A 25,415-nucleotide genomic window follows, 5' to 3' on the forward strand; every position below is an offset into this window, starting at 1 on the left:
CTATTATCTAAACATTTTGAGTGTCAACATAACTGGCTTTTATCAGAATTTATTAAATGTTCAGTTTCCCAGTTCATTGATGAAATTTCTTCAGAAATAACAGGATATGAATTTATGTTACCTAAAAGAAATTGATTAAAAGACTGATTTGTTTTTTAGTTTAGCTATATATTATTGAAAGGATTTTAGTAAATAACTATGAATATCAACTCATTCTCCCCAATCCCTGAAGATGATGAAGAACTGCATCTTCCTGAACTGGTTTATTGGGCCTCTTTAGGCGACATCGACCAAGTCGAGCAGGCCTTACAGGAAGGTCTAGACGTCAATTCTGCCGATGAAGAAGGCTATAGCGCTTTACACGCGGCGGCTGAAAATGATCATTTAGAAGTCGTGAAACTATTGATCAGTAAAGGTGCAGATATTAATCATCGCAGTACCTATACGGCATTAGAACTTGCTGAAATGGCAGGAAATAAAGACGTTGCAGCTTATCTCAAAAGCTTAAAAGGCATAGCTTAAATCACTTTAATAAAAAAGAAGCCCCATCATCCTGATAGGGCTTCTTTGTATGCGTTGCTTAGATAGAACAGTTGTTCTACCTAACTTCCTGATGCTCAAACCTTATTATTGTTGTTTTCTGTTTGGGAAACGTCCTGTCTCCTGATGAATTTAGAATAAGAAATTTATCTTGAAGGAGATAGAAGCCAATAGAACCATTTTATGTACGTTATGTCTTACACAACTCCCACCAGACCAATCGAAATGAAAGTTTGTTACCAATAAAAAATAGTGATTTTCAATATTTTATTTAGAATAAAAGTGCTGAGCTATTTGAATAGCAAAGGATAATAAGGATGAAAATATTCCGACACTGTATGCTGACCACAACTATATTAATCAGTACATCGAGTTTAACCGCGTGTAATGCACAGACTGACTCTTCAAAAAATTTAGAATCTAAACAAGCCACTGAAACTTCATCTTCTACAGCCGTTTCAAGTTCAGTTAATCAAACTTATAAACTGGCGACCATGACCCAGTTTAATGAACCTTGGGCTATGACCGCATTAGAAGATGGCCGTTTATTGGTGACGGAAAGAAAGGGAAAGTTACAGCTATTTGATTCTCAAACCAAACACAAGACCGAAGTTAAAGGCATGCCTAAAGTGGCCTATGGTGGACAAGGAGGCTTGGGCGATATCGCCTTGCACCCTCAATTTGCTCAGAACCATATCATTTACTTAAGTTATGCAGAAGCAGGACAGGAAGGCTACGGGGCTGTGGTGGCACGTGGTGAATTAGACTTGTCCAATAGCCAAAAACCACAAGTTAAAAACTTAACCACCATTTGGCAACAAGTGTCCAAGGTTCAAGGGCAGGGGCATTATGCTCATCGGCTCCTGTTTGGTCAGGATGGAAAACTTTGGCTGAGTTCGGGTGAACGTCAGAAATTTACTCCTGCCCAAGATATGCAATCCAATTTAGGCAAAATATTGCGTTTAAATGCAGATGGTACAGCCGCCGCAGCTAATCCGTTTAGCGGTCAGGGTGAGGTTGCAAAACAGGTCTGGTCATTGGGACATCGTAATCCATTAGGCATTGCATTTGATGCGCAAGGAAAACTTTGGGTTGCCGAAATGGGTCCCAAAGGTGGGGATGAACTGAACCTGATTCTAAAAGGTGAAAATTACGGTTATCCCGTGGTTTCAAATGGAGATCATTATGATGGTCGAGATATTCCTGATCATGATACCCATCCTGAATTTAAAGCGCCTGAGATCAGCTGGACACCCGTCATCTCACCATCCAGCCTGATTTTTTATAGCGGTTCTCAATTTCCTGCATGGAAAAATAAAGCCCTGATAGGTGGTTTATCTTCCAAAGCCATTATTGTCGTAGATACAGCCATGAAACCTGTGACTGAAGTTCAGCGCGTGGATATGAAGCAACGTATCCGTGATTTGCTGCAAGCCCCAGACGGTTCAATTTGGGTACTGGAAGATGGTAACAATGCCAGACTGCTGAAAATGACTGCGAAATAAGACGGCTTATACAATTCAAAAGCCCTAGGTGGGGGCTTTTACAATGATCGTTCCATTTTATTATTTGGTTGAGGATGGCTGGAATAATTCCGAGTTTTATTCCAGTGATTCATCATTTTTGAATGGTGATGATTATAGGGTTTGAAATTTCAGTCGCATGTAAATTTTAGTGGTTTGGGTTCAAGTTTTAGATAAATGGTCAGTCAGATTAACATCTTGGGCAAAAAAAAGCCCCGACATCCTGTCGAGGCTTTTTCATATTCATTTTAAGGTATAACTCCTGTCGTACCTTGCAGCATCCTGCTGTTATATCACTTATCTTTTTAATTTTAAGCTTAGAGACTTCCTGTCTCGGTATGAGTTAAATATATCGTGAAAGGTAATGTGTGAAAAGTGGATATATTCGGCAACCCTTGTAAGCTTAAGCGTACAACGATCTTCCACGTATCAAGCGCTTACGTATTGAATCAGTTTATCCAGCACACCTTTTAAGGTCTTCTGGTCAAATTCATTGGGTTCAAATTCTTCGGTTTTATTACGTGAAAAAATATCGCGAATTTCAATAATCGCATTACTGTCGATTAAACCAAGTTGGGTGCCGACCTGGCGAATCTGGTCTATGGAACGGGAGCCATTGGTGGCACCGTAGCCAATATAGGCAGCCGGTTTACCTTGCCATTCTTTACCGACGTAATCGAATGCATTTTTAAGTGCCGGACTGTAGCCATGATTATATTCAGGGCTGATAAAAATAAAGGCATCGCCCGAAGCAACTTTGTCGGCCCAGTCCTGTTGTTTGGGTTGATCATAAATACCGGTAATAGGCGGATGACTACCGGCAAAAATTGGCAGATTCCATTCTTTTAAATCGACCAGTTCGGCCTGAACGGTACTAAAATTGGCTTGATCGATGCTGCGTTTTACCCAGCGTGCCACTTTGATTGCAGTCCGGCCTTCACGCACGCTACCCACGACAATATATATTTTCATGTATTGAGCCTAAATTTTTAAGATTTTCATCTCTAACTTATTATGAATGTTATTCATTGAATATTATGGATTTGTATCTTCAAATCTTGTGATAAAAACAGAAAATAAAAAAGCTCCCGAGGGAGCTTTTAAATGTACAAGGCTGAAACCTTACATAATTTTAATGCCTTGCTGGCCTGCAGGAGTCACTTTAAAGATTTCGACTTCAAAGGTAATATCTTTGCCGGCAAGCGGGTGATTAAAATCAATTTCAGTAATGTCTTCACCGACCGATTTCACCACGCCAAATAAGCTTTGCTTGGCTTTATCTTCAAATTCAATCATATGGCCTACAACAGGTATCTGCTCGAATTTAACGGTATCAAATTTTTGTACGTTTTCAGGGTTCCAGGGACCAAAAGCTTCTTCCGGAGGAAGGCTCACGGTACGACGGTCACCAGCACGTAAACCAAACAGGGCTTTTTCAAAGCCCGGCAACAAGCTGCCATCACCCATCACGAGGCTGACAGGTTCTTCACGGCTACGGGTGTTGTCAATTTCCACGCCATTTTCAATGGCCACCGAAAAATGCAGCTCTACTTTAGAGCCATCTTCAATACGAGTTTCCTCGTTTGGATTAATAAAATCAGTCATTGTGTTGCGCTTCCGCACGTTGAATACGTTGTTTTTCTAGGAAAAACGTATCGATCAGGAGCAAGATAGTACCCACGGTAATGGCACTATCAGCAATATTAAAAGCAGGAAAGTGGTGGTTCTGATAATACACGTGAATAAAATCGACCACATAACCCAAGCTTACACGGTCAATCAGGTTACCGATGGCACCCCCCAGAATCAGGGCAATCGCCATAGGCAAAATCACGGTTTTTTTCGGCATACGCATCAGCCAAAACACAAAAATCACAGACACTAACGCTGCCAGCGAAGTAAAGAAATAGCGTTGCCATCCACCGGCATCGGACAAGAAACTAAAGGCTGCGCCATAGTTATGTAGCAATGTCCAGTTTAAAAAGGGCAGTACAGGCACAGGATCTGCATAATTCAGATGGGTCGTTGCAAACCATTTGGTCCATTGATCCAGAATAATCGCAACAATGGATAATCCCACCCACAGCAAATTGTGTGGGTAGAACTGAAATAAGCCCTTTTTATTTTGCGGATTAGGCATACTTTCTCTCTTCGCCTTGACCTGTAGGAAGGTTAATAATACAACGAGAACAAAGACCTGGATGTTCGTGATGTGTATTTACATCAGGCAGAACATGCCAGCAGCGTGCACATTTTTCGCCATCTGCTGCTGAAACTTTAACGCGTAAACCTTCAAGATCGGTCGCTTCACCTTGGGCTTCATCCAAGTTATTCACCAGCACTTGTGAAGTAATCAGTACGAAACGAAGTTCATCACCAAGTTGATCCAATACCGCTTTTAATGCCGCATTGGCCCAAAGTTCAACTTTGGCTGAAAGGTTAGAACCAATCAGTTTGGCATTACGTGCCGCTTCAATTTGCTTGTTTACCGCAGATTTAACGCTAATTAAAGTCTGCCAGTCGGCTTCTGAAACTAGGTTTGCAGTTGAAGCCACTGGAATGTCATACCACTCAGCTGTGAACACGTATTTCTCGCTTTGACCTGGAATCAGTGGCCAAGCTTCTTGAGCAGTAAAGGTCAAGATTGGTGCCATCCAGCGAACGAAAGCTTGTACCAGATGATATAGTGCAGTTTGTGCAGAATGACGTGCCTGAGAGTCCGCTTTGGTGGTGTATTGACGGTCTTTGATGATGTCGAGGTAGAAACCACCCAAGTCATTGATACAGAAGTTGGTCAACGCGTTAGTAACGATATGGAAGTTCATATCTTCATAAGCTTGCTGAATAGTTTTTTGTACATCGCTTGCGCGTTGCAGGATGTATTGATCCAAGGCAATCAACTGATCCACTGGCAATGCATCAGTTGCTGGCTGGAAACCGTTCAAGTTGGCAAGCAAGAAACGCAATGTGTTACGGATACGGCGGTAACCGTCCGAGGCACGGCTAAAGATTTCTTTACCGGCAGTCATTTCATAACGGTAATCCGCAGAGGCGATCCAGAAACGTAAGCCGTCTGCACCCATATCTTTAATGATGTCTTGCGGAGTGATCACGTTACCGATCGACTTCGACATCTTACGGCCTTTTTCATCTACCACGAAGCCATGAGTCAATAGGCCTTTGTAAGGCGCACGTTCATTGATGGCAATTGAAGTCAACAATGAAGACTGGAACCAGCCACGGTGCTGGTCTGAACCTTCAAGATACAAATCAGCAGGGTCAGTCAATTCTTCACGTTCACGAAGCACGGCAAAGTGGGTTGTTCCAGAGTCGAACCATACGTCTAGGGTATCGCGTACTGCATTGTACTGTTCAGCATCGGCACCGATGAACTCAGAAGCATCACGGTTATACCAGCCATCAATGCCTTCCTGTTCGATCAGTTTCGCAACTTCTTCGGTCAATTCCGGGGTACGTGGGTGCAATTCATTGGTATCTTTATGCACGAAGAATGGGATTGGTACACCCCAGGTACGTTGACGTGAAATACACCAGTCCGGACGACCTTCGATCATTGATTGGATACGGTTTTTACCCCAATCCGGTACAAAGCTGATGTCATTTTCAATCGCGTTCAATGCGCCTTGACGTAAACCTTTGGCATCCATGCTAATGAACCATTGTGGTGTCGCACGGAAGATAATCGGGGTTTTATGGCGCCAGCAGTGCGGGTAGCTGTGCTTGATTGGGTGATGTGCCCAAAGTTTGCCCGCTTCACTTAATGCTTCAATAATTTTAGGGTTGGCTTTATAAATGTGCTCACCGGCAAAAATTGGTGAAGTAGGCAAATACACACCATTACCACCGACCGGGTTATCGACTTTCAAGTTATACAGTAGGCCAACTTTATAATCGTCCACACCATGGCCAGGCGCAGTATGTACTGCACCAGTACCGCTGGTTGCAATCACGTGTTCACCTAAAATTACGGGTACTTGACGATCGCTAATTAAAGGATGTTGAAGAACAAGATTTTCAAGTTTGCTACCGGCAAAATCTGCAATCACTTCAACAGTGTTAAAACCATAACGTTCAGTGGCAGATTCAACCAAATCTTTGGCTAAGATAAAGTTTTGTGCAGCTTTATCTTCACCACGTGCTTTGACCAACTGGTATTCAATTTCTGCGTGCAGGGCAACCGCCTGGTTAGCAGGAAGCGTCCAAGGGGTAGTGGTCCAGATCACGATGTCTGTTGAATCGGCAACGGTTACACCTAGGCGTGCAGATAAGTCAGCAAGATCAACAACTGTGAAGCCGACATCAATCGCGTCCGATTTTTTATCTTCATATTCAACTTCTGCTTCAGCCAATGCCGAACCACAGTCCAGACACCAGTTCACAGGTTTTAAGCCCGGTTCAATATGACCGGCTTTGGCAATGGCACCCAGCGAGCGAACAATGTCGGCTTCCTGTTTGAAGTTCATTGTGAGGTAAGGATTGTCCCAGTCACCAAACACGCCCATACGTATGAAGTCTTTCTTTTGTAGTTCGACTTGAGTATAGGCATATTCACGGCAGGCTTTACGGAAGGTAGACGCATCAACTTTAACGCCCACTTTACCGACTTTTTCTTCTACTTTGAGTTCGATTGGCAGACCGTGACAGTCCCAGCCCGGCACATAGGGTGCATCAAAACCGTCCATGATACGGCTTTTAATAATGATGTCTTTTAAGACTTTATTGACCGCGTGGCCTAAGTGGATTTGACCGTTAGCATAGGGAGGGCCGTCATGAAGCACATATTTTTTCTTGCCAATACGCGATGCACGAATCTGCTGATAAATGTTGTCGGCATACCACTCTTCTAACCATTTCGCTTCACGTACTGCCAAATTTGCTTTCATTGCAAATTCAGTACCTGGGAGGTTTAGCGTGGCTTTATAATCCACTGCATTTTCAGGAGTTTGCTTATCGCTCATGCAAGTTGTCTTCCAATTTAATCAGTCTTAGGCTGACGCGTTTTACAATAAAAAAATATGGGGATTTAAAAGGGAAAATTGGGGGTGTTGTGTCTAAACTCAAGCAGTTTTTCTACATCATCGTCAATTCCCGCTTTCAATGCTTCAAGCGAAGGGTAGTCCTTTTCACCATGTAAATAGTTCAAGAATGTCACCCGCATTAACAGGCCATACAGATTAGCAGAAACATCAGGAAAATGTACTTCTAATCGCCATTCGGGATGGACTTGTTTGATGGCCGGTCGTGTACCCACATGTCCTGCACCAAACAGGGCAGTGGATTCATAGCCTGCAATCCCCAGTTTTTCAGGATTGTCGGCTTTCACTTTATCTTTTAAAGATTCGGTTTCACATATCACTTCTACGCCGTAAATCCCGTTCAAGCAGGGTTTATGACGTTTCAACGCTACATTAATGGTTGGAAAATCAATGGTGCGTCCAATTTGATCACCATATTGTACCCGACCAGTGATGCTATAGGGACGTCCCAGCAATTTGGCAGCCAAGGCTAAGTCACCCGCTTGTAGCGTCTGGCGGATTCGGGTGGAACTGATACGTTCACCCGCTAAGGCCACGGTGCTTAAATTGGTCACCTGAAAACCATAATTTTTTAAAAATTCACTATTGCCTTGGCGGTTTTTACCGAAATGAAAGTCGTCGCCTAAAACCAGGGAATCGGCATTGAGTTTGTGTTTTAAAATGTCGGCAAATTCTTCAGCACTTAAGCTGCGGAAATGATTATCAAATTTGGCGACTGCAATATAGTCGACACCCAGCTCGGTGAGATATTCGACTTTTTCACGTAAAGAAGTGATCCGTGGCGGCGCCTCATAAGCTTTAAAAAATTCCAGAGGTTGCGGCTCAAAAATCATCACCAGGGTTTTTAGATTCTGGGCTGCTGCCTGTTCTTGAAGCTGTTTGATCATTGCCTGATGACCCAAATGTACGCCGTCGAAATTACCAAGGGTCACGGCAGTTTTTGGCAATTGAAAATCTGGCGCTAAAGCATTCAGGCGGAGCAGCTTCATGGGCGAATCAATAAGTGAAAAGTTATCAGGGCTATATATTGCCATAATCTTAGGCTTTCGTCTTGTTGTTGTGTTTTCATACAAAAAAATATTGGATTTTTGTCAAAAAAATAGTGTTTGAAAATGATCGGATGCAGAAGATCAATAGAGTTGAAGAACAGATCAGTCAGTTCAAATATTCAAGTGAATCAGGATGTATTAAATGCTTAGCTAGAAGGATGATCACGATTTTAAATTTGCACTCATTCGCTAATTCTTTTCTAATGTGCACACTTTAAAATTTACACATACATAAGGTTTCGCTATGTCTGACTTGGCTTTAATTATGGCATTGCCGAATGAATCTAAAGGTCTGTTTGAACAGGCAGGCATAGAGGTGCATTACAGTGGCATTGGTAAAGTCAATGCGGCATTTAAAGCCTTTGAAGTGATTTACAAGACCGGTTGCAAGACCTTGCTCAACCTGGGCACTGCCGGAAGTTCACATTTTAATGCGCATGAACTGGTGGAAGTCACCACCTTTGTGCAACGCGATATGGATGTATCGCCCCTCGGTTTTGCAGTCGGTGTGACGCCGATGGATGAGGAGCATCCGGCAGAAATTCATTTGCAGTCCTATTTTCAGCATTTGCCTCAAGGCATTTGCGGAACGGGCGATAGCTTTGAAATAGGATTGCCCAAAGTGCCGTGCAATTTGGTGGACATGGAGGGCTATGCGATGGCCAAAGTCTGCAAGAAATTGGGTGTACGATTTATTTCAGTGAAATATATTACCGATGGGGCCAATGAAACTGCGCATTTGGATTGGGAAGAAAATTTATTATTGGGTGCGCAAAAACTGTCAAAATTATATCAAACGATAAGATAAAACTGCGAAGAGTGGTAATTCGGCGACCATAGTGGGCTATGGTCGTATGCCAAAACTATCATCAATGATAATTTAAGGTTTATGAACGGGGAATCACGCCATATAACATCATATGTACAGTATGCTGGATGCAACGTTGCTGCATTGAACGGTTACGCAAGGTTTTACCCGTGACCATTTCCATTTGGGTAGCAAAATCTGCATAGTTTTGCGTCAATGCCCAAATATTCAAAATCAGCAGTTCAGGATCAATTTCTTTGGCAATTTTCCCCTGTTCCTGCCACACGCTAATCACTTTAGCCTTGCGCTTAAACAGTTTCTTTAAAGGACCTTTTAGAATTGGCAAAATATGTGGGGCACCTTGAATCACTTCCAATGCAAACAGTCGGGATGCTTTCGGTTGAGTGCGAGAAACCTCAATTTTTTGCATTAAATAGTTGCTAATGGCTTCTTCTGGTTCCAGCTCTGATTCCAGCATTTGCAGTGGCGCAAGCCATTTCTGTAGAACGGTGGTGAGCACTTCTACATATAAAGCTTCTTTATTTTCATAATAATAGAAAATATTCGATTTATGCATTTCAGCAATCTGAGCAATCTCGTCTAAGCTTGCCCCATTAAAACCGTAAAGGGAAAATACATCGAGTGCAGCATTTAGCAATTGATGTCTTTTTTGTGTACTCTTTTTTTGTTCCATTGGCAAATTTAAAAAATTAAAGGGGAAAGGCAAATTGTACGGCAAATCGGCAGATTTGTGCATTACTAAAAATTGCATTTTTATCATAATTGATAGTTTATTCTGTAGGTTAGCTATTTAATGAGTTAAAAATCCTATAGAACCTACCGATAGGCAATGATTGCATTTCTTATATAAATGATTAAATGGGATTGATTTTTTTGGTAAATGATACGACTGGTTTTTTGTGTTTAGATTTGGTGCAGTTTTAAAAAAACTAAAGAGTATGTTTAAGCTGGACTAAAAGATGCATAAACCGAGGAAGGATAACGGATCGTTTAGATTCGTTATCGCCGTGTTGCATGCTCAGGTTGCCAATACAGCCTTTAATACTTGCTGTTCCAGCTCGGTAAATGAGTAATCTTTTTTACGTGGTCGAGGCAAATCCACTTTAAACTGCTGGGCAATGTGCCCCTTATCTAACAGGATAATCCGGTCGGCCAGTTGTACGGCTTCACTGACATCATGAGTGACTAAAATGGCGGTAAAGCCCTGTTCAGTCCAGAGTTTTTCAATCAGGTTCTGCATGTCCAAACGGGTGAGTGCATCCAGCGCACCTAAAGGCTCATCAAGCAGCAAAATGCGAGGTTTATGCGATAAGGCTCGGGCCAGTGCAGTACGCTGACGCTGACCGCCTGAAAGTTGTGATGGCCAGAGTCCGGCCTTTTCTTTCAAGCCGACTTTTTCCAGTAGTGCAGAAGCGTTGGCTTGCTGTTCTTTGGCTAAACCCAATTGTACATTTTGCTCAATGCTGCGCCACGGCAACAGTCGTGGGTCCTGGAACATGACCCGAATGTCATCGCTGGTGATGCCTTCGCGAATATGACGTGCTGATTTAAACTTGATTTCGCCATAGCTCGGTTGTTCCAGATCGGCAATCAGACGCAGCAGGGTACTTTTACCACAGCCACTGCGTCCGACAATGGCCAGGAATTCACCCGGTTGAATATGCAGGTCCAGATCTTCCAGAACTTTCACTTCGCCATAGAATTTGTGCAGCTGTTCAATCAGAATTTCTGCACCCACCACTGCGTTAGGATTGATATCTGTAGGGTCAGGTTGTTGCGATATTGAGCGTTCTTCAGATACATGACGCCCGATGCTTAAATCAGTCATGTCTTATTCCTTATTTTTGATAGCCAGCGTGCCAACGCAGCAGGTATTTTTCTAAAGCGACGGCCAATACATCGGCCAGTTTGCCCAGCAGGGCATACAGTAAAATCCCTACCAAGACCACGTCAGTTTGTAAAAACTCACGCGCATTCATGGTCATATAACCAATACCGGATTGTGCTGAAATAGTTTCGGCCACAATCAGCAGTACCCAGACCAGACCAAGGGCAAAGCGTAAACCGACCAGAATCGAAGGCATCGCACCCGGTAAAATAATTTCTTTGTATAACTCCCAGCGCGTTAAGCCATAACTTTTACCCATCTCGATCAGCTGCGGATCTACTGAACGAATGCCGTGATAGGTATTGATATAGAGTGGGAAAAATACCCCTACCGCCACCAGAAACAGCTTGGCAGATTCATCAATCCCGAACCATAAAATCACCAAAGGAATTAAGGCTAAAGCCGGAATATTACGGATCATCTGTAACGTGGTATCCAGCAGGGTAGAGGCTGTCTTCGAAGAACCATTCAGCAGGCCGAGTAATAAACCCAAACCGCCGCCGACCAATAAACCGAGCAGGGCACGTCCGGCACTCACCTTGACGTGTTGCCAAAGTTCACCACTGATCAGCAGCTGCCAGAATGCAGCTACGACCGCCGTCGGTGCAGGCAGAATACGGCTTTCCAACAGCCCGGTACTGGAGGCAATTTGCCAGATGACAATCAGTGCAATCGGGAACAACCAGGGCAGCAAACGCTGCCCAAATTGTGTTCCACGTGAAACCTTGGGTTTCGCCAAGGCTCCCGCAGAAATGCTTGTGCTCATTAAGCCGGCTCCTGATGTTTCACTTCCTTCTTGGCCTCATCAGCAACATAGTTATTTGCTACGATTTCACCAAAAGGACCGGTCAAGTTCGGTTGAGCCAGTTTCTTGCGGGTTTCTAAAGGCAACAGCGGGAACACCAGTTCGGCAAAACGAATAGACTCTTCCAGATGCGGGTAGCCTGAGAAAATAAAAGTATCAATACCCAAGTCCGCATATTCCTGAATGCGTGCAGCAACCGTTTCAGGGTCACCCACCAATGCTGTACCTGCACCGCCACGAACCAGGCCTACACCAGCCCAAAGGTTTGGAGATACTTCAAGTTTAGTACGGTCACCGTTGTGCAGTTCAGCCATACGGCGTTGGCCGACTGAATCCATCTGCTTGAATTTTTGTTGTGCAGCAGCAATGGTTGCATCATCCACATACTGAATCAGCTCTTCAGCAGCAGCCCATGCCTGTTCATTGGTTTCACGCACAATCACGTGTAAACGGATACCGTAACTTAAACTACGGCCTTTGGCGGCAGCTTTGGCTCTGACATTTTCAATTTTTTCTTTTACTGCTGCCGGTGGTTCGCCCCAAGTCAGGTAAGTATCGACCTGGTCGGTGGCCAATTCCACGGCTGCATCGGAAGAACCGCCAAACCAAAGTGGCGGGTAAGGTTGTTGTATTGGCGGATAAAGCAGTTTTGCGTCATCGACACTTAAGTGTTCACCGTGGAAAGTGAAACTTTCACCAGTATGTGAATGTTTTAAAATTTCACGCCAGATGGTGGTGTATTCAGCCGCCGTTTTATAGCGCGTCGCGTGATCTTCATACACGCCGTCACCTTTAAGCTCTTGCTCATCACCACCGGTGACCAGGTTCAGCCGAACGCGACCGCCAGACAAACGGTCAAAAGTTGCTGCCATACGTGCAGCCAGTGCCGGTGTGGTAACGCCTGGACGTAATGCCACCAGGAATTTCAAATTTTTAGTGGCATCAATCAGGCTGGCAGCGGTAATCCATGGATCTTCACATGAACGGCCGGTTGGAATGAGTACGCCTTCATAACCCAGGTTATCTACCGCGACGGCAATCTGTTTCATATAAGCATGATCGACCTGACGGGCGCCTTTGCTTGTGCCTAAATAACGACTGTCACCATGCGTAGGAATAAACCAGAAAATTTTCATTGCATTGATCCTTAGATTATTTGCCTGCCCAAACGGCTTGCTGAATATTGATAGATTTCGGAATGATCTTGAGTTCGCTAAAACGGTTGGCGAGCTCTTGCTGATCGGCAATCACTTTTTTGCTGAGCAGAGCAGCACCAGACGGGTTAGGACGGCGCTGGATAAAAGTCTGGCTGACAATCGGTTTCAGACCTGTGCTTTGAGCAAACAGGCTTGCAGTCGCAGCCTTGTTGCTTTGTACCCATTTATCGGCAACATTAAGCTGCTTGATAATGCCTTTGAGTGCCTGAGGATGATTTTTAACCAAATCATTTGAAGCCAGATAGAATGTGTAATTTGGACTTAAGCCTTTACCTGTGGTCAGTACCTTGGCCTTATCTTCCAGTTGTGCCGCAGCATAGTACGGATCCCAAATGGCCCAAGCATCAATCGCACCTTTCTGGAAAGCCGCACGGGCATCAGCCGGACTTAACCAGATCGGTTGAACATCTGTCCATTGCAAACCGGCCTTACGTACTGCCTGTACCAATAGATAATGTGAGCTTGAACCGCGGTGAACCCCAATACGTTTACCCTTCAATTGACTGAGCTGGGTAATTTTCGAGTTACTTGGCACCAAAATGGCAGAAGCCAAAGGTTTTGCCGTTTCATAAGCAAAATAATATAGTGGCTTGTTGCCTGCCTGCGCATAGACAGGCGGTGTATCGCCAGTTGAACCGATATCCACAGAACCGACGGCTAGGGCTTCTAAAATTTGTGGACCGCCCGGAAATTCATTCCAGCTAATTTTCGCGTTGGGAAATTCCTGTTCAAATAACTTTTGCTGTTGTGCAATCACCAGATTGACAGAAGATTTTTGATAACCCACACGTAGCTGTTTCACCGAAGGATCCACAGCCCAAGCGGCACTTGAACCCAACATCGCACAAGCAACTAACATGGCATTCATGCCATGACTGGAGGTCTTTAACCATGTGATTGCTTTGTTGTGTAGCTGATGCTGAGTCATTGTTAAATCCCCTGAGTTTTGTTCTATGGCTTACTTCGCTAAAATCGCGGATTGAATATTGAGTTTGTTTGGAATCAGTTTCTGCTGATAAAAGGCATCGGCAACATATTGCTGCTTTTGCACCACCTCATTAGAAATTGGTTGCACGCCAAAGCCCATGCGGGAAATGGAGGTTTTCAGGATGTCTTTAGATAGGCCTGTTGGTTTTTCCAGTAGCTTGGCGGCTTCGTCCTGATGCTGGGATACCCATTGGGTGGTGGTGTTTAATTCATTCACGACCGCTTTCAGTACATCCGGATGTTGCTCGGAAAATTTACGGTCTGCCAGATAGAACTGATGGTTACTGACAAGGTTTTCGCCGTTTGCGATTACGCGTGCGCCAATCTGCTTTTCAGCGGCAGCAAAGAACGGGTCCCAAATCACCCAGGCATCGACTGCACCTTTCTCAAAGGCTGCGCGTGCATCCGAAGGCGGCAAGTACACCACCTGGATGTCATTCAGGGTGAGCTTGTTGGCTTCTAATACTTTTAACAGTAGATAATGAACATTTGAGCCTTTATTGAGTGCAACACGTTTACCTTTTAAATCCTGAATGCTGTGAATGGCTGAATCTTTTTGCACAATTAATGCTTCAGCTTTAGGCGCTTCCGGCTGGTTGGCGATATAAACCAGATTTGAATTGGCGGCCTGTGCGAAAATAGGCGGTGCTTCACCTGCCTCACCTAATACAACACTGCCGACATTTAAGCCTTCAAGCAATTGAGGACCGGCAGGGAATTCTACCCATTTCACATTGACGCCTTGCTCTTTCAATGCTGTTTCTAAAATGCCGCGTTCTTTAATAATCGGTAACAAGCCATATTTTTGGAAGCCAATATTTAAAGTGACCGTTTCAGCTTCTTTTTTTCCACAACCTGACATCATCATTGCGCCAGCAACTACTGAAGAAAGGACCAGTGATTTCGCCCAGAATTTTGTTTGAATGGCGCTCATGTATGTGTGCTCCGCAACAATGAAGTGTTGAATATTGAACACATACGCTAAAGCTTTTTCTTTTTCGAAAAAAATAAAAAAATTGAAATTCTTAATGAGGAAAAAAGATAAATAAAAAAAAGAAAAACTTATGTAGAAAAGTGATTTATAAGAACCACAAAATATATAGTTTTAATAAAATAAGTTATTGATATTTAAATTATTAAATTCTAAATCTTGAGCCAGTATAAGGTTATGCAAAAACCACCTAAATAAATCATTATAAATTTCAGGACATTCAGAATAAAGATATAAAAAATAAAGCTATAGCGGTGATAAAAAAAGCCACTTTAAAGTGACTTTTTAAACACCAGGGAATTACGTTGATAATTATAGAGGGCCTGACGGGCATTCGGCAGGTCATCGACACTGGCGGGTTCAAAACCATGCTCGACAAACCAGTGTGCAGTCCGGGTGGTTAAAACAAACAGTTGCTGAATGCCCAGGCTTTTGGCCTTGTCTTCCAGATAATACAGAATCTGGCTACCGCGGTTGGATTTTCGATAAGTCGGATCGACCGCGACACAGGCAATCTCGGCCGATTTGATTTCATTGGCTGAAGCTGGAATCGGGTACAGGGCAGCACAGGCCAAAATCATGCCATCGCGTTCAATCACCGAAAACTGTTCAATTTCACTTTCTAATCTTTCACGTGAACGATAGACCAGAATGCCTTCTGCTTCCAGTGGGCGAAGCAAGTTCATTAAGCCGCCAACATCCTGAATATTGGCAGTACGCACATCTTCATAATGGGCATCGGTCATCATGGTGCCCGCACCATCGCGAGTGAACAGTTCTTCCAGCAAGGCCCCATCGTAAGTATAAGAAATCAGATGCACACGATGTACCCCTTGCAGTGAGGCATTTTTGGCCCCACGTAATTGCAGGGCAATATCGGGGTTGGAATCCTGATATTGCAAGATCTGCTGATCCAGCTGATGCGGGGCAATTTCACGTTGCAATTGTCCAAACTCGTTCACCAAGCCTTGTTGCTTACCCAAAAATATCAGCTTGTCGGCTTTAAGCAGAATGGCGGTATTGGTGGCAACTTCTTCCGCGACCAGGTTAAACACCTCACCAGTATTGGAATAACCGGTTGGTCCAAGCAAGACAATATTATGATTTTTCAGATGTCTTTGGATGGCATCGGTATCTACGGTACGTACTTCACCCGTCAGCTGGAAATCAACACCATCGCGAATGCCATAAGGTTTGGCGGTGACGAAATTGCCCGAGATCACATCAATTCGTGCGCCGTACATGGGTGAGTTGGCCAGTCCCATGGAAAGCAGTGCTTCAATTTGTAAACGAATCGAACCTACAGCATTCATGACGCAACTTAAGGATTCACGTGTGGTAATCCGGCGGTGATTATGAAAAGGGGTTTGAATGCCGCTGGCTTTCAGGTTCTGGTTGATTTGCGAACGGGCGCCATGCACCAGAATCAGACGAATGCCTAAAGAATGCAGCAGGGCAATGTCATGAATAATATGCTGGAAATTTTCATGTTGTACCGCTTCACCATCAAACATGATGACAAAAGTTTTGTTGCGGTGGGCATTAATATAAGGCGCAGAATGTCGAAACCAATGCACATATTGTAAATTTGTGCTTTGTGATGTTTCAGATGAATTCGTTTGCATGCCTATCTCAAAATAAAAATTTCCTGCTTTGATTCTAATCAAAAAACGGCATAGGGGAAGGGTCAAAATAAAAAACACCTGAACAAATTCAGGTGCTTCTTAAGGGAACAGGAGACTTAAACGAAGTTTTTAGTTAATGATGCGCACAATGCGGTCAGTACGTTCATTCACTAACACATAGTCACCGTTGACTTTGTACCATTGCTGATAACGGCCGGTATCCGGTAAGCGGCGTGCTTCACGGTCGCTGACTTTATAGCCGGATGAGCTAAATACGCGCGGGAAGTTTTGGCCTGAACGCCAGTCACGGCTTGGGTTTACTCGTTTGTTGTCATAGTGATTATTGTCATAACGGTTGTGGTCGTAACGATTGTTATTGTCCCAGCGCTGGTCATGTTGTGAATGTGCCTGCTGATAACGATGATCATCATAGCGATGGTCTGGTGCTGCCATCGCTGAAGTCGCCATCAATGCAGATAAAGAAAGTGCAATTGTAGTCAGAACTTTTTTCATTACTTTCACCCTGGATCATTTCGGTATATGTTTTCGATGATTCAAAATTAGCGGAAAAGTAGAGATAAACGATGTTGGAATCTTAGTTGAATTGTGAAATTGATGGAGAAAAAAAGAAGATTGTAAAAGTGCTGAAAGTCATACAGTTAAATGGTGATATTGAAAAAAATCACAGCGCAAAAATAAAAAAACCCAAACTGGAGTTTGGGCGTGGAGAAGTTAAAATAGTGTTTAAAAACCTTGAATACGCACAATGTTATTGCTATCCGTATCGACTAAAATGTAGTCATTGTTGATTTTGTACCACTGCTGATTGCGTGACGGCTTAGGCAGGTCATGGCTTTTATAATCGACTTTATAACCATCGCCACGATAATGCTGGGGCATCACATAACCGGGTTGCCATTTATGTTGTTGTAGACGCTTAAATCCGCGTTCTTCACGCATACGGCGTTTGTCCTGCATGTCATCATCATTATCATCTTCACGAAAATCGCGACTGCGGTTAAATTTTGGCTGATCGGATTGATCCCAGCCACGATGATTATTGTTTTTTTCATGAGGTCCGGCAATGCTGGCACTGTTTGCCATCAATGCACTGAAAGAAATTGCCAAAACTGTCAAAATCTTTTTCATGTTGAACCCTCATAGAAAAGTTATTAATTTCATGGCTGCTAATGTACGAAAAAATTGCAGAGAAACTGTGAAGATAGATCACACATTTCTTAAAAAATGCAGAGATAATAAGGATATTCTTGCAACATCTCTCATCATTCAAAAATCTTGAGCAATTTTATAGAGCTATAAAATACTCGAAAACTTTCTGCGGATGAAAATTTTGTATCAAAGTTCTGCAAATTATTGTAGGGAGTAAAAAATTTTCTTTTTTAAAAAATAAGCAGCCAGACAGACTGTTCATGAGTGAGTCATAAGTAAGAGACTAGTTCCATTGTTTTGTGAGCTCTTGTAAGGAATTGATGGCTTCCACAATGGTCTCTGCCTGTTGGACATCATCCAGACCACGGATCAAGACATTCGAAAGTTGTAAATTTTCAATGCTGCGAATCGTTTCAAGCTTACGCTTCTGATCAGCCATGTTGAGCTTCCTCATTTTGTATGTTTTTCAATGAAGATCAGCATAGGCTGATTTTATTGATTTATAAAACCGAATATTTTTATTAAATTTATTTAAAAATACGATTTATGATTTGAGGATTAAAATCAGGCTGAATGTTTGGAAGCGGCTTGAGGATAAAAAGGGAGTACTATCTGCTCCCTTTAGTTAAACGTATTGCCCAGGGATTAATCCTGCGCATCAATACTTTGTCCATTCATATGCAGGCTGTCATCCCCCATTAAATACAGGTAAGCCGGCATAATCATTTCAGGCGTCGCTAAGGTTTTTGGATCTTCATCTGGATAGGCCTTGGCACGCATGGCAGTACGGGTAGCACCCGGATTAATGCAGTTAAAACGTACATTGGGATAGACATTTTCTTTGGCAAAAATTTGGTTCACCGCTTCAATGGCAATTTTGGATACCGAATAGGCTCCCCAACGTTCGCGTGCTTCACGGCCGACACCCGAACTGGCAAATACCACCGAAGCATGCTCGGATTTTGCCAGTAAGGGCAGCAGTTCCTGGGTCAAAATAAAGGGAGCACGCAAATTCACCGCCATCACATCATCCCAGACATCCACCGGGTAATGCGCCAGTTCGGTACGTTCTCCCAATATGCCGGCATTGTGCAAAATGCCATCCAGGCGACCGAACTGTTGCGTTAAAGTATCGACCAGTAATTCATAGTCACGAGGAGAGGCGCTGGACAGTTGCAAAGGTAGAATCGCCGGTTGTGGCGCACCCAGACTTTCAATTTCATCATAGATGACTTCCAGTTTGTTTAAGGTACGTCCATGCAGCACTACAGTGGCACCATGCAGGGCATAGCTAATCGCAGCAGCACGACCAATACCATCGCCCGCACCTGTAATCAGGATAATGCGATCTTTTAACAGATCGGGGCGAGGTTGATATTCTGAATATTTCATTGTCTACCTCCTCGTTTATCGTATTTTTATGTCGTTATGAAATAAGTGAATGATGATCTTGTTTTACGCCGACTAATTGATTAATCACTTGATGTAATTCTGTAACTGTCTTCACTATACAATCCGCTTGCCAGGCTGTTAAGTCATCTTTGTGTTGCAATGGTAAATAACCATAGCCGGCCAGGATGGTGTACATATGGGCATTCCGGCCCGCATCAATGTCACGGGGATGATCACCGACATAAATGCAGTCTTCCGGTCTGACATCAATCTGCTTGGCTGCCAGATACATCGGCTCCGGATCCGGCTTGGTTTTGCTGACATCTTCAGGGCAAACCAGAACCGAACAGCGCTCGGTCAAATTCAGGGCTTTTAATAAAGATTCGCTTAACCAACGTGGCTTGTTGGTGACAATGCCCCAAGGAATATCATGGCTTTCCAGCTGTTCCAGCAAGGGATACATGTCTTCAAACAGGTCAGTCTCTACTGCAATATCTTCACTATACAAATCCAGAAAACGCTGGCGATGAGCGAGAAAAACCGGATCGTCAACTTCCAGTTCCGGATAGACCAGTTTCACCATGGCCCGCGCACCTTCAGAAACCTGGGTGCGAATCAAATCGGCAGCCACGATTTCACATTGCTTGTCACGGCACATGTCCTGAATAATACGAATGAAGTCAGCCGCGGTGTCAATCAGGGTGCCATCCAGGTCAAACAGTACCGCTTTCATTCAGCACCTTCTTTTACCGTATACACCATGTAGTTCACATCGACATTCGGTGCCAGCCAGTAACGTTTGGTTAGCGGGTTATAATGCAGACCGGTCATGTCTTTCAGTTCTAGATTGGCAGCACGGATATCATGTGCCAGCTCGGAAGGCTTGATAAACTTGCTGTAATCATGTGTGCCTTTGGCCAGCATACGCAGTACGTATTCCGCACCGATAATTGCAAATAAATACGATTTCGGATTACGGTTAATGGTCGAGAAGAACACATGACCACCCGGTTTGACCAGTGCATGGCAGGCCTGAATAATCGATGCCGGATCGGGTACGTGTTCTAGCATTTCCATGCAGGTCACTACGTCATATTGTCCAGCTTGTTCTTGTGCCAACTGTTCTACCGGAACCTGGCGATATTGAATGTTCTGCACGCCTTCCTGTTCGGCATGAATGCGTGCCACATTTAAAGGCGCTTCACCCATGTCGATACCCAAAACATTGGCACCACGACGCGCCATGCTTTCCGACAGAATACCGCCACCGCACCCGATATCGAGCACTTTTTTACCGCTGAGACCGCCAGCATGCTCATCAATCCAGTTTAAACGCAGAGGATTGATCATATGCAAGGGGCGGAACTCAGAATGCTGATCCCACCATATGGCAGCGAATGCTTCAAATTTGGCAATTTCTTGTGGATCAACATTCAATTGCGACATCGGTATCACCTCAATCAAGTCGTTATAATTTAAAAAAGTTACAGAAGCTTAGTGTAGCGTTAATTCTAAAAAAAGCGATAAATGCCGTAAAAAAGTTCACAGAATGAAAACGAATTCGGCATAATTGATTTATAGTGATCGCATAAATTAAGCATAATGATTTAGAGGACAATAAGGTCAATGAAAAAATTTCTTTTAGGTAGCGTAGCAACGGCTATTTTTGCCTTATCCGGTACTGCAATGGCAGCAAATTTTGTTGCAGGTAAAGATTACACCGTGGTGGCCAATCCGGTTAAGGTTGAAGTTCCTGGAAAGATTGAAGTGCGTGAATTCTTCTGGTATGGCTGCCCGCACTGCTACCGTTTAGAGCCGCATATGCAGACCTGGCTGAAAAAATTACCTAAAGATGTGCGTTTCGTGCGTACTCCTGCGGCAATGAATCCGGTGTGGGAACAGGGCGCGCGTGGCTATTATGTGTCTGAAGCATTAGGGGTACGCAAGAAAACTCACTTGCCTTTATTCCATGCCATTCATGCAGGTGGCCAGCAGATTTTTGATCAAAACTCACAGGCCAAATTTTTTGTGAAATATGGCGTACCTGAAGCCAAGTTCAACGGCCTGTTTAATTCATTCGCCATTACCTCAAAAGTTGCACAAGCCAAGCAATTGGCACAGCAATATCAATTGAGCGGTGTGCCTGCTGTAGTGGTCAATGGTAAATATGTGGTCCAAGGCGAAGATGCCAAAGTCACTCAAGTGATCAGCTATCTGGTTGAAAAAGAGCGTAAAGCCAAATAAATCTGATGCAGTGAAAAAACCCGCAATGCTTGCGGGTTTTTTTATGTCTATTGTTTTTTATGAAGTCTGAGTGACTAAACGCTTATTGCTTGACAGGATCCCAGTTTGAAATCCCCCGGAAAATGAGATGAACCTGGGTAATGGTTTGCAGCTTAAACTGGTTTTGCTGAACTGATCGTTCTGGACCCTGATATTGGCGGTTAATGTCCATCCAGGTCATGGCCCAGGTAAAAGACAAGTTAATTAAAATATTAGAAAGCACCTGCAAGTCTTGGAGATTACGAATGTGCTGCACGGTTTCAACCTGGCCCAAATCATTGGCCAGGTCTTCAATTAAAAAAGTAATTTCCCGTGTAATGGCATGACGAATCACTTCTGAACCACCCCAGCGCTCGGCAATCATAAATACCCACGGTTCAGGATGATGTTCAACTGCCTGGAAAAACAGGTTCAGGCTGATTTGGGTTTTGGTGTTCGGCTGATAAATATAGGCCTGCCCCAGCTGATGCAAAATGCCTTTTAAATGCATGGCAACCTGATCGACCAGTTCCAGTCCCAGCTCATTCATGTCTTGAAAATGACGATAGAATGCCGTCGGAACCAAACCGACATGGCGTGCGATTTCACGCAAACTGATGCTGCTGAACGAACGCCCAGACGTGCTTAAAGCCAACGCTGCATCTAAAAGTGCTTGGCGGCTCTGCTGTTTACGCTCATCCCGTATCGACATGCGACTACCCTAAAAAAATTCTGCATGAAGTCTATCAAAAAAAAACAAAATAAACGACGAATGTCAGTGAACATGTGTTGACTGAATTAAAAAACCATTATAGTGTACAAGTGTTCACTATAAGAACACCTGTTCACTCAAATAAATAGCCAGCAATAAAAGAGGAACGTCATATGAGTCATGTGATCCAATATCAGCCGCAATGGATTCGAGAAGATTTCGTCGATTTTATTGCTGAAAAAATAAATCCAGTTTGGGCATGGAAAAAAGTCAAAGCCAGCATTGTCGATGTACAGACACTGAGTGCAGATTTTTATCAAATTCAGCTACAACCGAATCATAACTTCCGTGCTTGTCTTTTCTCTGCCGGGCAAAGTGTTTTAGTGACTGTGGTGATTGCTGGTGTGCGTGAGCAACGTAGTTATTCGATTGTGAAAATCACCGAACACGGCAACGTGGTGATTGCAGTAAAACGTCAGGGCAAAGTATCCAATGCTTTAACTCGCTTGGCTGTCGGCAGTGTGGTGGAAATTTCCCAGGTTCAAGGCGATTTCACCTTGGATTCATCTGTAGAACCTGTTTTATTATTGGCTTCGGGGAGTGGCATCACTGCAACTTATTCATTATTGCAGCAGGCGATTCGTCAAAAAGTCAGTCAGATTGATCTGATCTATTTTACCCGAGATGACGCTTTTCATACCGAATTACAGCAATTATCAGAACAAAATTCACAGTTCCATTATCACAATTTCAATACACTTGTACAGAAACAATATCTCGATTTGGATTTGTTGCAAAACACAGTTGCTGATTTCCAACAACGTCAGAGTTATGCTTGTGGTGCCAAGGGCATGATGCAAAGCCTGAACCAGATCTATCAACAGCTGGGAATTGCCGACAGACTTAAACAGGAATATTTTCAGGTGGTGGTCGATGAAAATGCCGCAGTACAACCGGTGCTATTTTTACGTGCCCAACAGGAATTTGAAGCCAGAACCAATTTGCTGGAAAGTGCTGAACATGCGGGGTTAAGACCCGCACATGGCTGCCGTATGGGGATTTGTAATACCTGTACTTGTACCAAAGTCAGTGGCTCGACCAAAAACCTGCTCACCGGTGAAATCGACCACGATATCAATACCCAGATTAAATTGTGTATTAGCCAGGCCGTGAGTCCGGTAGTGATTAACCTTTAAAAAATAAAACGCTTGAATAGCGCCGTTCAGTGAGTGATCGCACTTTTAACACAGGGTTCGATGCTTACTCAGGAGAAAAACAATGAATATGTCAGTTAAATTTCCAGAAAATAGTAAATCAAAATATTTAAGTCCTGAACAAATCGCCGAATTTGGTGAAAAAGTCGATGCAATTCGCCGTGAAATCATGGACAGCATTGGCGAAAAAGATGCTGAATACATTTATAAAATCCGTGATTTTGTGCGTTATAGCGAAATTGCTTCACGTGGCATGTTGATGTTTGGTGGCTGGATTCCGCCAGTCTGGTTATTGGGCACCGGCTTGTTGGGTATTTCCAAAATTGTGGAAAATATGGAACTGGGCCATAACGTGATGCACGGTCAGTTTGACTGGCTGAATGACCCGAATCTGAACGGTGCCAATTATGACTGGGATACTATGGCGACCGGTGATGACTGGAAACATACCCATAACTATATCCACCATACTTATACCAATATTGTCGGTAAGGACCATGATGTCGGTTATGGCTTGATTCGTGTCAGTGAAGCCCAAAAATGGGAACCACGCTTTTTATTCAACATTCCTTTAGCCATTCAGCTCATGGTGTTTTTCGAATGGTATGTCGGTATACAAGGCTTACTTCTAGAAGAAGTATTGGTCTATAAAACCAAAACCTGGAAAGACGTGTGGAAAGAGTCGGCAAAATTCCGCAAGAAAGCCACCCGTCAGATTGCTAAAGATTATGTATTTTTTCCATTAATTGCTGGCCCGAATGCACTGCCGGTATTTGCTGGTAACGCAGTGGCAAACGTAATTCGTAGCCTCTGGGCATCCGCGGTGATTTTTAATGGACATTTCACTGAAGATGCGGAAACTTTTGAACCAGATAATACTGACACCGAAACCCGTGCTGAATGGTATTTACGCCAGATTCGTGGGTCAAGCAATTTTAGTGGCACAGAATGGCTGCATATTTTAAGTGGTAATTTGAGCCATCAAGTTGAGCACCATTTATTCCCGGATATGCCGGCGAATCGTTATGCCGAAGCTGCACCGAAAATCCGTGCCTTATGCACCGAATATGGCATTCACTATAATGAAGCCAGTTTCGTTAAACAGTTTGGTAGTGTCTGGGTGCGCTTAGCCAAATGTTCATTGCCAAATTCATGGACTTCAAGCCTTGAACAATCGACGCAAAAATTAAAAAAATTATTTAGCTTTTAATTCAAATGACGAAATACGCGTGATGGGTAGAGTAGTCATTCAAGGCTGAATTGCAGTAAAAGGGCTTAATGGTTTTTGCCAATGGAGAATCTGCTGGCAAAACCTTGCGGCTTGCTTCTGTTATACTAGGCCGCAATGAATTTTAGCCAAAGAGAACCGATTATGCGTATCGACCAACGTACATTAGATCAATTACGTGAAGTAAAAATTACCCGTAACTATACGCGTTATGCGGAAGGTTCAGTATTGATTGAATTTGGTCATACTAAAGTTCTTTGTACTGCAAGTATTGATAATTCAGTGCCGCGTTTCTTGAAAGGTAAAGGACAAGGTTGGGTAACTGCAGAATACGGTATGTTGCCACGTTCAACCCATACTCGTAGTGACCGTGAAGCGGCGCGTGGTAAACAAAGTGGCCGTACTCAGGAAATTCAGCGTTTGATTGGCCGTAGCTTGCGTGCCATGGTGGATTTGAAAAAACTCGGTGAAAACACGATTACCATCGACTGTGATGTAATTCAGGCCGATGGCGGTACGCGTACTGCATCTATTACCGGTGCAGCAGTGGCTTTAATTGATGCCATGAATGTATTGCTTGAAAACAAGAAAATTAAGCAAGATCCGCTTAAAGGCTTGGTTGCTGCAATTTCTGTTGGGATGTATCAAGACAAAGCTTTACTGGATCTTTGCTATGAAGAAGATTCAAATTGCCAAACAGACTTAAACGTAGTGATGACTCAAGCGGGCGAGTTTATTGAGCTGCAGGGTACTGCTGAAGACAAGCCATTTACCCGTGCGCAATGTAACGAAATGCTGGAATTGGCGGAAAAAGGCATCCAGGAACTCATTAAAAAACAGCAAGAAGCTTTAGGCTGGTAAGTTGTTGGTTTAAGCATCTCAGCAATAAAAAATGCACCATCTGGTGCGTTTTTTATTAACTTAGT

General features: G+C 43.6%; 26 protein-coding genes. 7 read left to right on the forward strand and 19 right to left on the reverse strand.

Features of this window, described 5'->3' with window-relative positions; translation table 11 throughout:
• The first annotated feature begins 198 nt into the window (after positions 1-198).
• A complete protein-coding gene (locus tag WAE57_RS02860; RefSeq protein ID WP_337708056.1) occupies positions 199-522 on the forward strand; it encodes an ankyrin repeat domain-containing protein in 324 nt (107 codons plus the stop codon).
• Positions 523-857: 335 nt separating this feature from the next.
• A complete protein-coding gene (locus tag WAE57_RS02865; protein ID WP_337708058.1) occupies positions 858-2,045 on the forward strand; it encodes a PQQ-dependent sugar dehydrogenase in 1,188 nt (395 codons plus the stop codon).
• Positions 2,046-2,492: 447 nt separating this feature from the next.
• Here WAE57_RS02865 and WAE57_RS02870 read toward each other — a convergent pair whose 3' ends face one another.
• The 5 genes from WAE57_RS02870 to ribF form a co-directional block, all read right to left on the reverse strand.
• Positions 2,493-3,035 carry an NAD(P)H-dependent oxidoreductase gene (locus WAE57_RS02870; protein WP_337708060.1) on the reverse strand — a complete coding sequence of 181 codons (543 nt, stop codon included), beginning with the start codon at positions 3,033-3,035 and terminating at the stop codon, positions 2,493-2,495.
• 150 nt (positions 3,036-3,185) lie between these two features.
• Positions 3,186-3,668: a peptidylprolyl isomerase gene (locus WAE57_RS02875; protein WP_337708062.1), complete on the reverse strand. Its 483-nt coding sequence runs from the start codon at positions 3,666-3,668 to the stop codon at positions 3,186-3,188.
• Positions 3,661-4,203 carry a signal peptidase II gene (gene lspA, locus WAE57_RS02880; protein WP_237786995.1) on the reverse strand — a complete coding sequence of 181 codons (543 nt, stop codon included), beginning with the start codon at positions 4,201-4,203 and terminating at the stop codon, positions 3,661-3,663. The genes WAE57_RS02875 and lspA overlap by 8 nt, the downstream gene beginning before the upstream one ends.
• Entirely contained in the window at positions 4,196-7,042 is a 2,847-nt protein-coding gene (gene ileS, locus WAE57_RS02885) for an isoleucine--tRNA ligase (RefSeq protein ID WP_337708065.1), read from the reverse strand. The genes lspA and ileS overlap by 8 nt, the downstream gene beginning before the upstream one ends.
• A gap of 65 nt (positions 7,043-7,107) precedes the next feature.
• Positions 7,108-8,109 carry a bifunctional riboflavin kinase/FAD synthetase gene (gene ribF, locus WAE57_RS02890; protein WP_237786993.1) on the reverse strand — a complete coding sequence of 334 codons (1,002 nt, stop codon included), beginning with the start codon at positions 8,107-8,109 and terminating at the stop codon, positions 7,108-7,110.
• Positions 8,110-8,413: 304 nt separating this feature from the next.
• Here ribF and WAE57_RS02895 point away from each other — a divergent pair, with 304 nt between their 5' ends.
• Complete coding sequence (locus WAE57_RS02895) at positions 8,414-8,977, forward strand: 5'-nucleosidase (RefSeq protein WP_237786992.1); 564 nt, start codon at positions 8,414-8,416, stop codon at positions 8,975-8,977.
• 79 nt (positions 8,978-9,056) lie between these two features.
• On the opposite strand, the gene WAE57_RS02900 is transcribed toward WAE57_RS02895, so the two are convergent.
• From WAE57_RS02900 to ubiG, 13 genes are all read right to left on the reverse strand, one after another.
• Positions 9,057-9,671, reverse strand: coding sequence for a TetR/AcrR family transcriptional regulator (locus tag WAE57_RS02900; protein WP_086176453.1), 615 nt, complete (start codon positions 9,669-9,671; stop codon positions 9,057-9,059).
• Positions 9,672-10,016: 345 nt separating this feature from the next.
• Positions 10,017-10,826, reverse strand: coding sequence for an ABC transporter ATP-binding protein (locus WAE57_RS02905; protein WP_180043995.1), 810 nt, complete (start codon positions 10,824-10,826; stop codon positions 10,017-10,019).
• Between the two features lie 10 nt (positions 10,827-10,836).
• On the reverse strand, positions 10,837-11,652 hold the full coding sequence (gene ssuC / locus WAE57_RS02910; protein ID WP_180043997.1) for an aliphatic sulfonate ABC transporter permease SsuC: 816 nt from the start codon (positions 11,650-11,652) through the stop codon (positions 10,837-10,839).
• Positions 11,652-12,827 (reverse strand): FMNH2-dependent alkanesulfonate monooxygenase, encoded by a 1,176-nt coding sequence (gene ssuD, locus WAE57_RS02915; protein ID WP_180043999.1) that lies wholly within the window; start codon positions 12,825-12,827, stop codon positions 11,652-11,654. Before ssuD ends, ssuC begins: the two co-directional genes overlap by 1 nt.
• A gap of 16 nt (positions 12,828-12,843) precedes the next feature.
• Positions 12,844-13,776: a sulfonate ABC transporter substrate-binding protein gene (locus tag WAE57_RS02920; protein WP_228146617.1), complete on the reverse strand. Its 933-nt coding sequence runs from the start codon at positions 13,774-13,776 to the stop codon at positions 12,844-12,846.
• A gap of 90 nt (positions 13,777-13,866) precedes the next feature.
• The gene (locus WAE57_RS02925; protein ID WP_337708074.1) at positions 13,867-14,829 is read right to left on the reverse strand and encodes a sulfonate ABC transporter substrate-binding protein; all 963 of its coding nucleotides are present in this window, start codon (positions 14,827-14,829) and stop codon (positions 13,867-13,869) included.
• 329 nt (positions 14,830-15,158) lie between these two features.
• Entirely contained in the window at positions 15,159-16,511 is a 1,353-nt protein-coding gene (argA, locus tag WAE57_RS02930; RefSeq protein WP_337708077.1) for an amino-acid N-acetyltransferase, read from the reverse strand.
• A 129-nt stretch (positions 16,512-16,640) separates the two neighbouring features.
• Positions 16,641-17,024, reverse strand: a complete 384-nt coding sequence (locus WAE57_RS02935; protein WP_337708079.1) for an RcnB family protein — start codon at positions 17,022-17,024, stop codon at positions 16,641-16,643.
• 231 nt (positions 17,025-17,255) lie between these two features.
• Positions 17,256-17,660 (reverse strand): RcnB family protein, encoded by a 405-nt coding sequence (locus WAE57_RS02940; protein WP_086176431.1) that lies wholly within the window; start codon positions 17,658-17,660, stop codon positions 17,256-17,258.
• 304 nt (positions 17,661-17,964) lie between these two features.
• Positions 17,965-18,120 (reverse strand): hypothetical protein, encoded by a 156-nt coding sequence (locus WAE57_RS02945; RefSeq protein ID WP_337708081.1) that lies wholly within the window; start codon positions 18,118-18,120, stop codon positions 17,965-17,967.
• A 206-nt stretch (positions 18,121-18,326) separates the two neighbouring features.
• Positions 18,327-19,073: a YciK family oxidoreductase gene (locus WAE57_RS02950; RefSeq protein ID WP_337708083.1), complete on the reverse strand. Its 747-nt coding sequence runs from the start codon at positions 19,071-19,073 to the stop codon at positions 18,327-18,329.
• Positions 19,074-19,107: 34 nt separating this feature from the next.
• Positions 19,108-19,806 carry an HAD-IA family hydrolase gene (locus tag WAE57_RS02955; RefSeq protein ID WP_337708085.1) on the reverse strand — a complete coding sequence of 233 codons (699 nt, stop codon included), beginning with the start codon at positions 19,804-19,806 and terminating at the stop codon, positions 19,108-19,110.
• Positions 19,803-20,519, reverse strand: a complete 717-nt coding sequence (gene ubiG / locus WAE57_RS02960; RefSeq protein WP_337708087.1) for a bifunctional 2-polyprenyl-6-hydroxyphenol methylase/3-demethylubiquinol 3-O-methyltransferase UbiG — start codon at positions 20,517-20,519, stop codon at positions 19,803-19,805. Before ubiG ends, WAE57_RS02955 begins: the two co-directional genes overlap by 4 nt.
• A 180-nt stretch (positions 20,520-20,699) precedes the next feature.
• On the opposite strand from ubiG, the gene WAE57_RS02965 reads away from it, so the two are divergent.
• A complete protein-coding gene (locus tag WAE57_RS02965; RefSeq protein WP_337708089.1) occupies positions 20,700-21,317 on the forward strand; it encodes a thiol:disulfide interchange protein DsbA/DsbL in 618 nt (205 codons plus the stop codon).
• An 82-nt stretch (positions 21,318-21,399) separates the two neighbouring features.
• Here the strand turns inward: WAE57_RS02965 and WAE57_RS02970 are convergent, their stop codons facing one another.
• A complete protein-coding gene (locus WAE57_RS02970) occupies positions 21,400-22,047 on the reverse strand; it encodes a TetR family transcriptional regulator (protein ID WP_237786980.1) in 648 nt (215 codons plus the stop codon).
• Positions 22,048-22,220: 173 nt separating this feature from the next.
• Here WAE57_RS02970 and WAE57_RS02975 point away from each other — a divergent pair, with 173 nt between their 5' ends.
• The 3 genes from WAE57_RS02975 to rph all read left to right on the forward strand — a co-directional run bounded on the left by WAE57_RS02975 (position 22,221) and on the right by rph (position 25,350).
• A complete protein-coding gene (locus tag WAE57_RS02975) occupies positions 22,221-23,243 on the forward strand; it encodes a ferredoxin reductase (RefSeq protein WP_337708092.1) in 1,023 nt (340 codons plus the stop codon).
• Positions 23,244-23,331: 88 nt separating this feature from the next.
• Complete coding sequence (locus tag WAE57_RS02980; protein ID WP_337708480.1) at positions 23,332-24,471, forward strand: acyl-CoA desaturase; 1,140 nt, start codon at positions 23,332-23,334, stop codon at positions 24,469-24,471.
• Between the two features lie 162 nt (positions 24,472-24,633).
• Complete coding sequence (gene rph, locus WAE57_RS02985) at positions 24,634-25,350, forward strand: ribonuclease PH (protein WP_237786978.1); 717 nt, start codon at positions 24,634-24,636, stop codon at positions 25,348-25,350.
• The last annotated feature ends 65 nt before the right edge of the window (positions 25,351-25,415 follow it).

Origin of the sequence: Acinetobacter sp. NS-4 (genome assembly GCF_037402435.1) — a bacterium.
In the GTDB taxonomy this organism is placed as follows: domain Bacteria; phylum Pseudomonadota; class Gammaproteobacteria; order Pseudomonadales; family Moraxellaceae; genus Acinetobacter.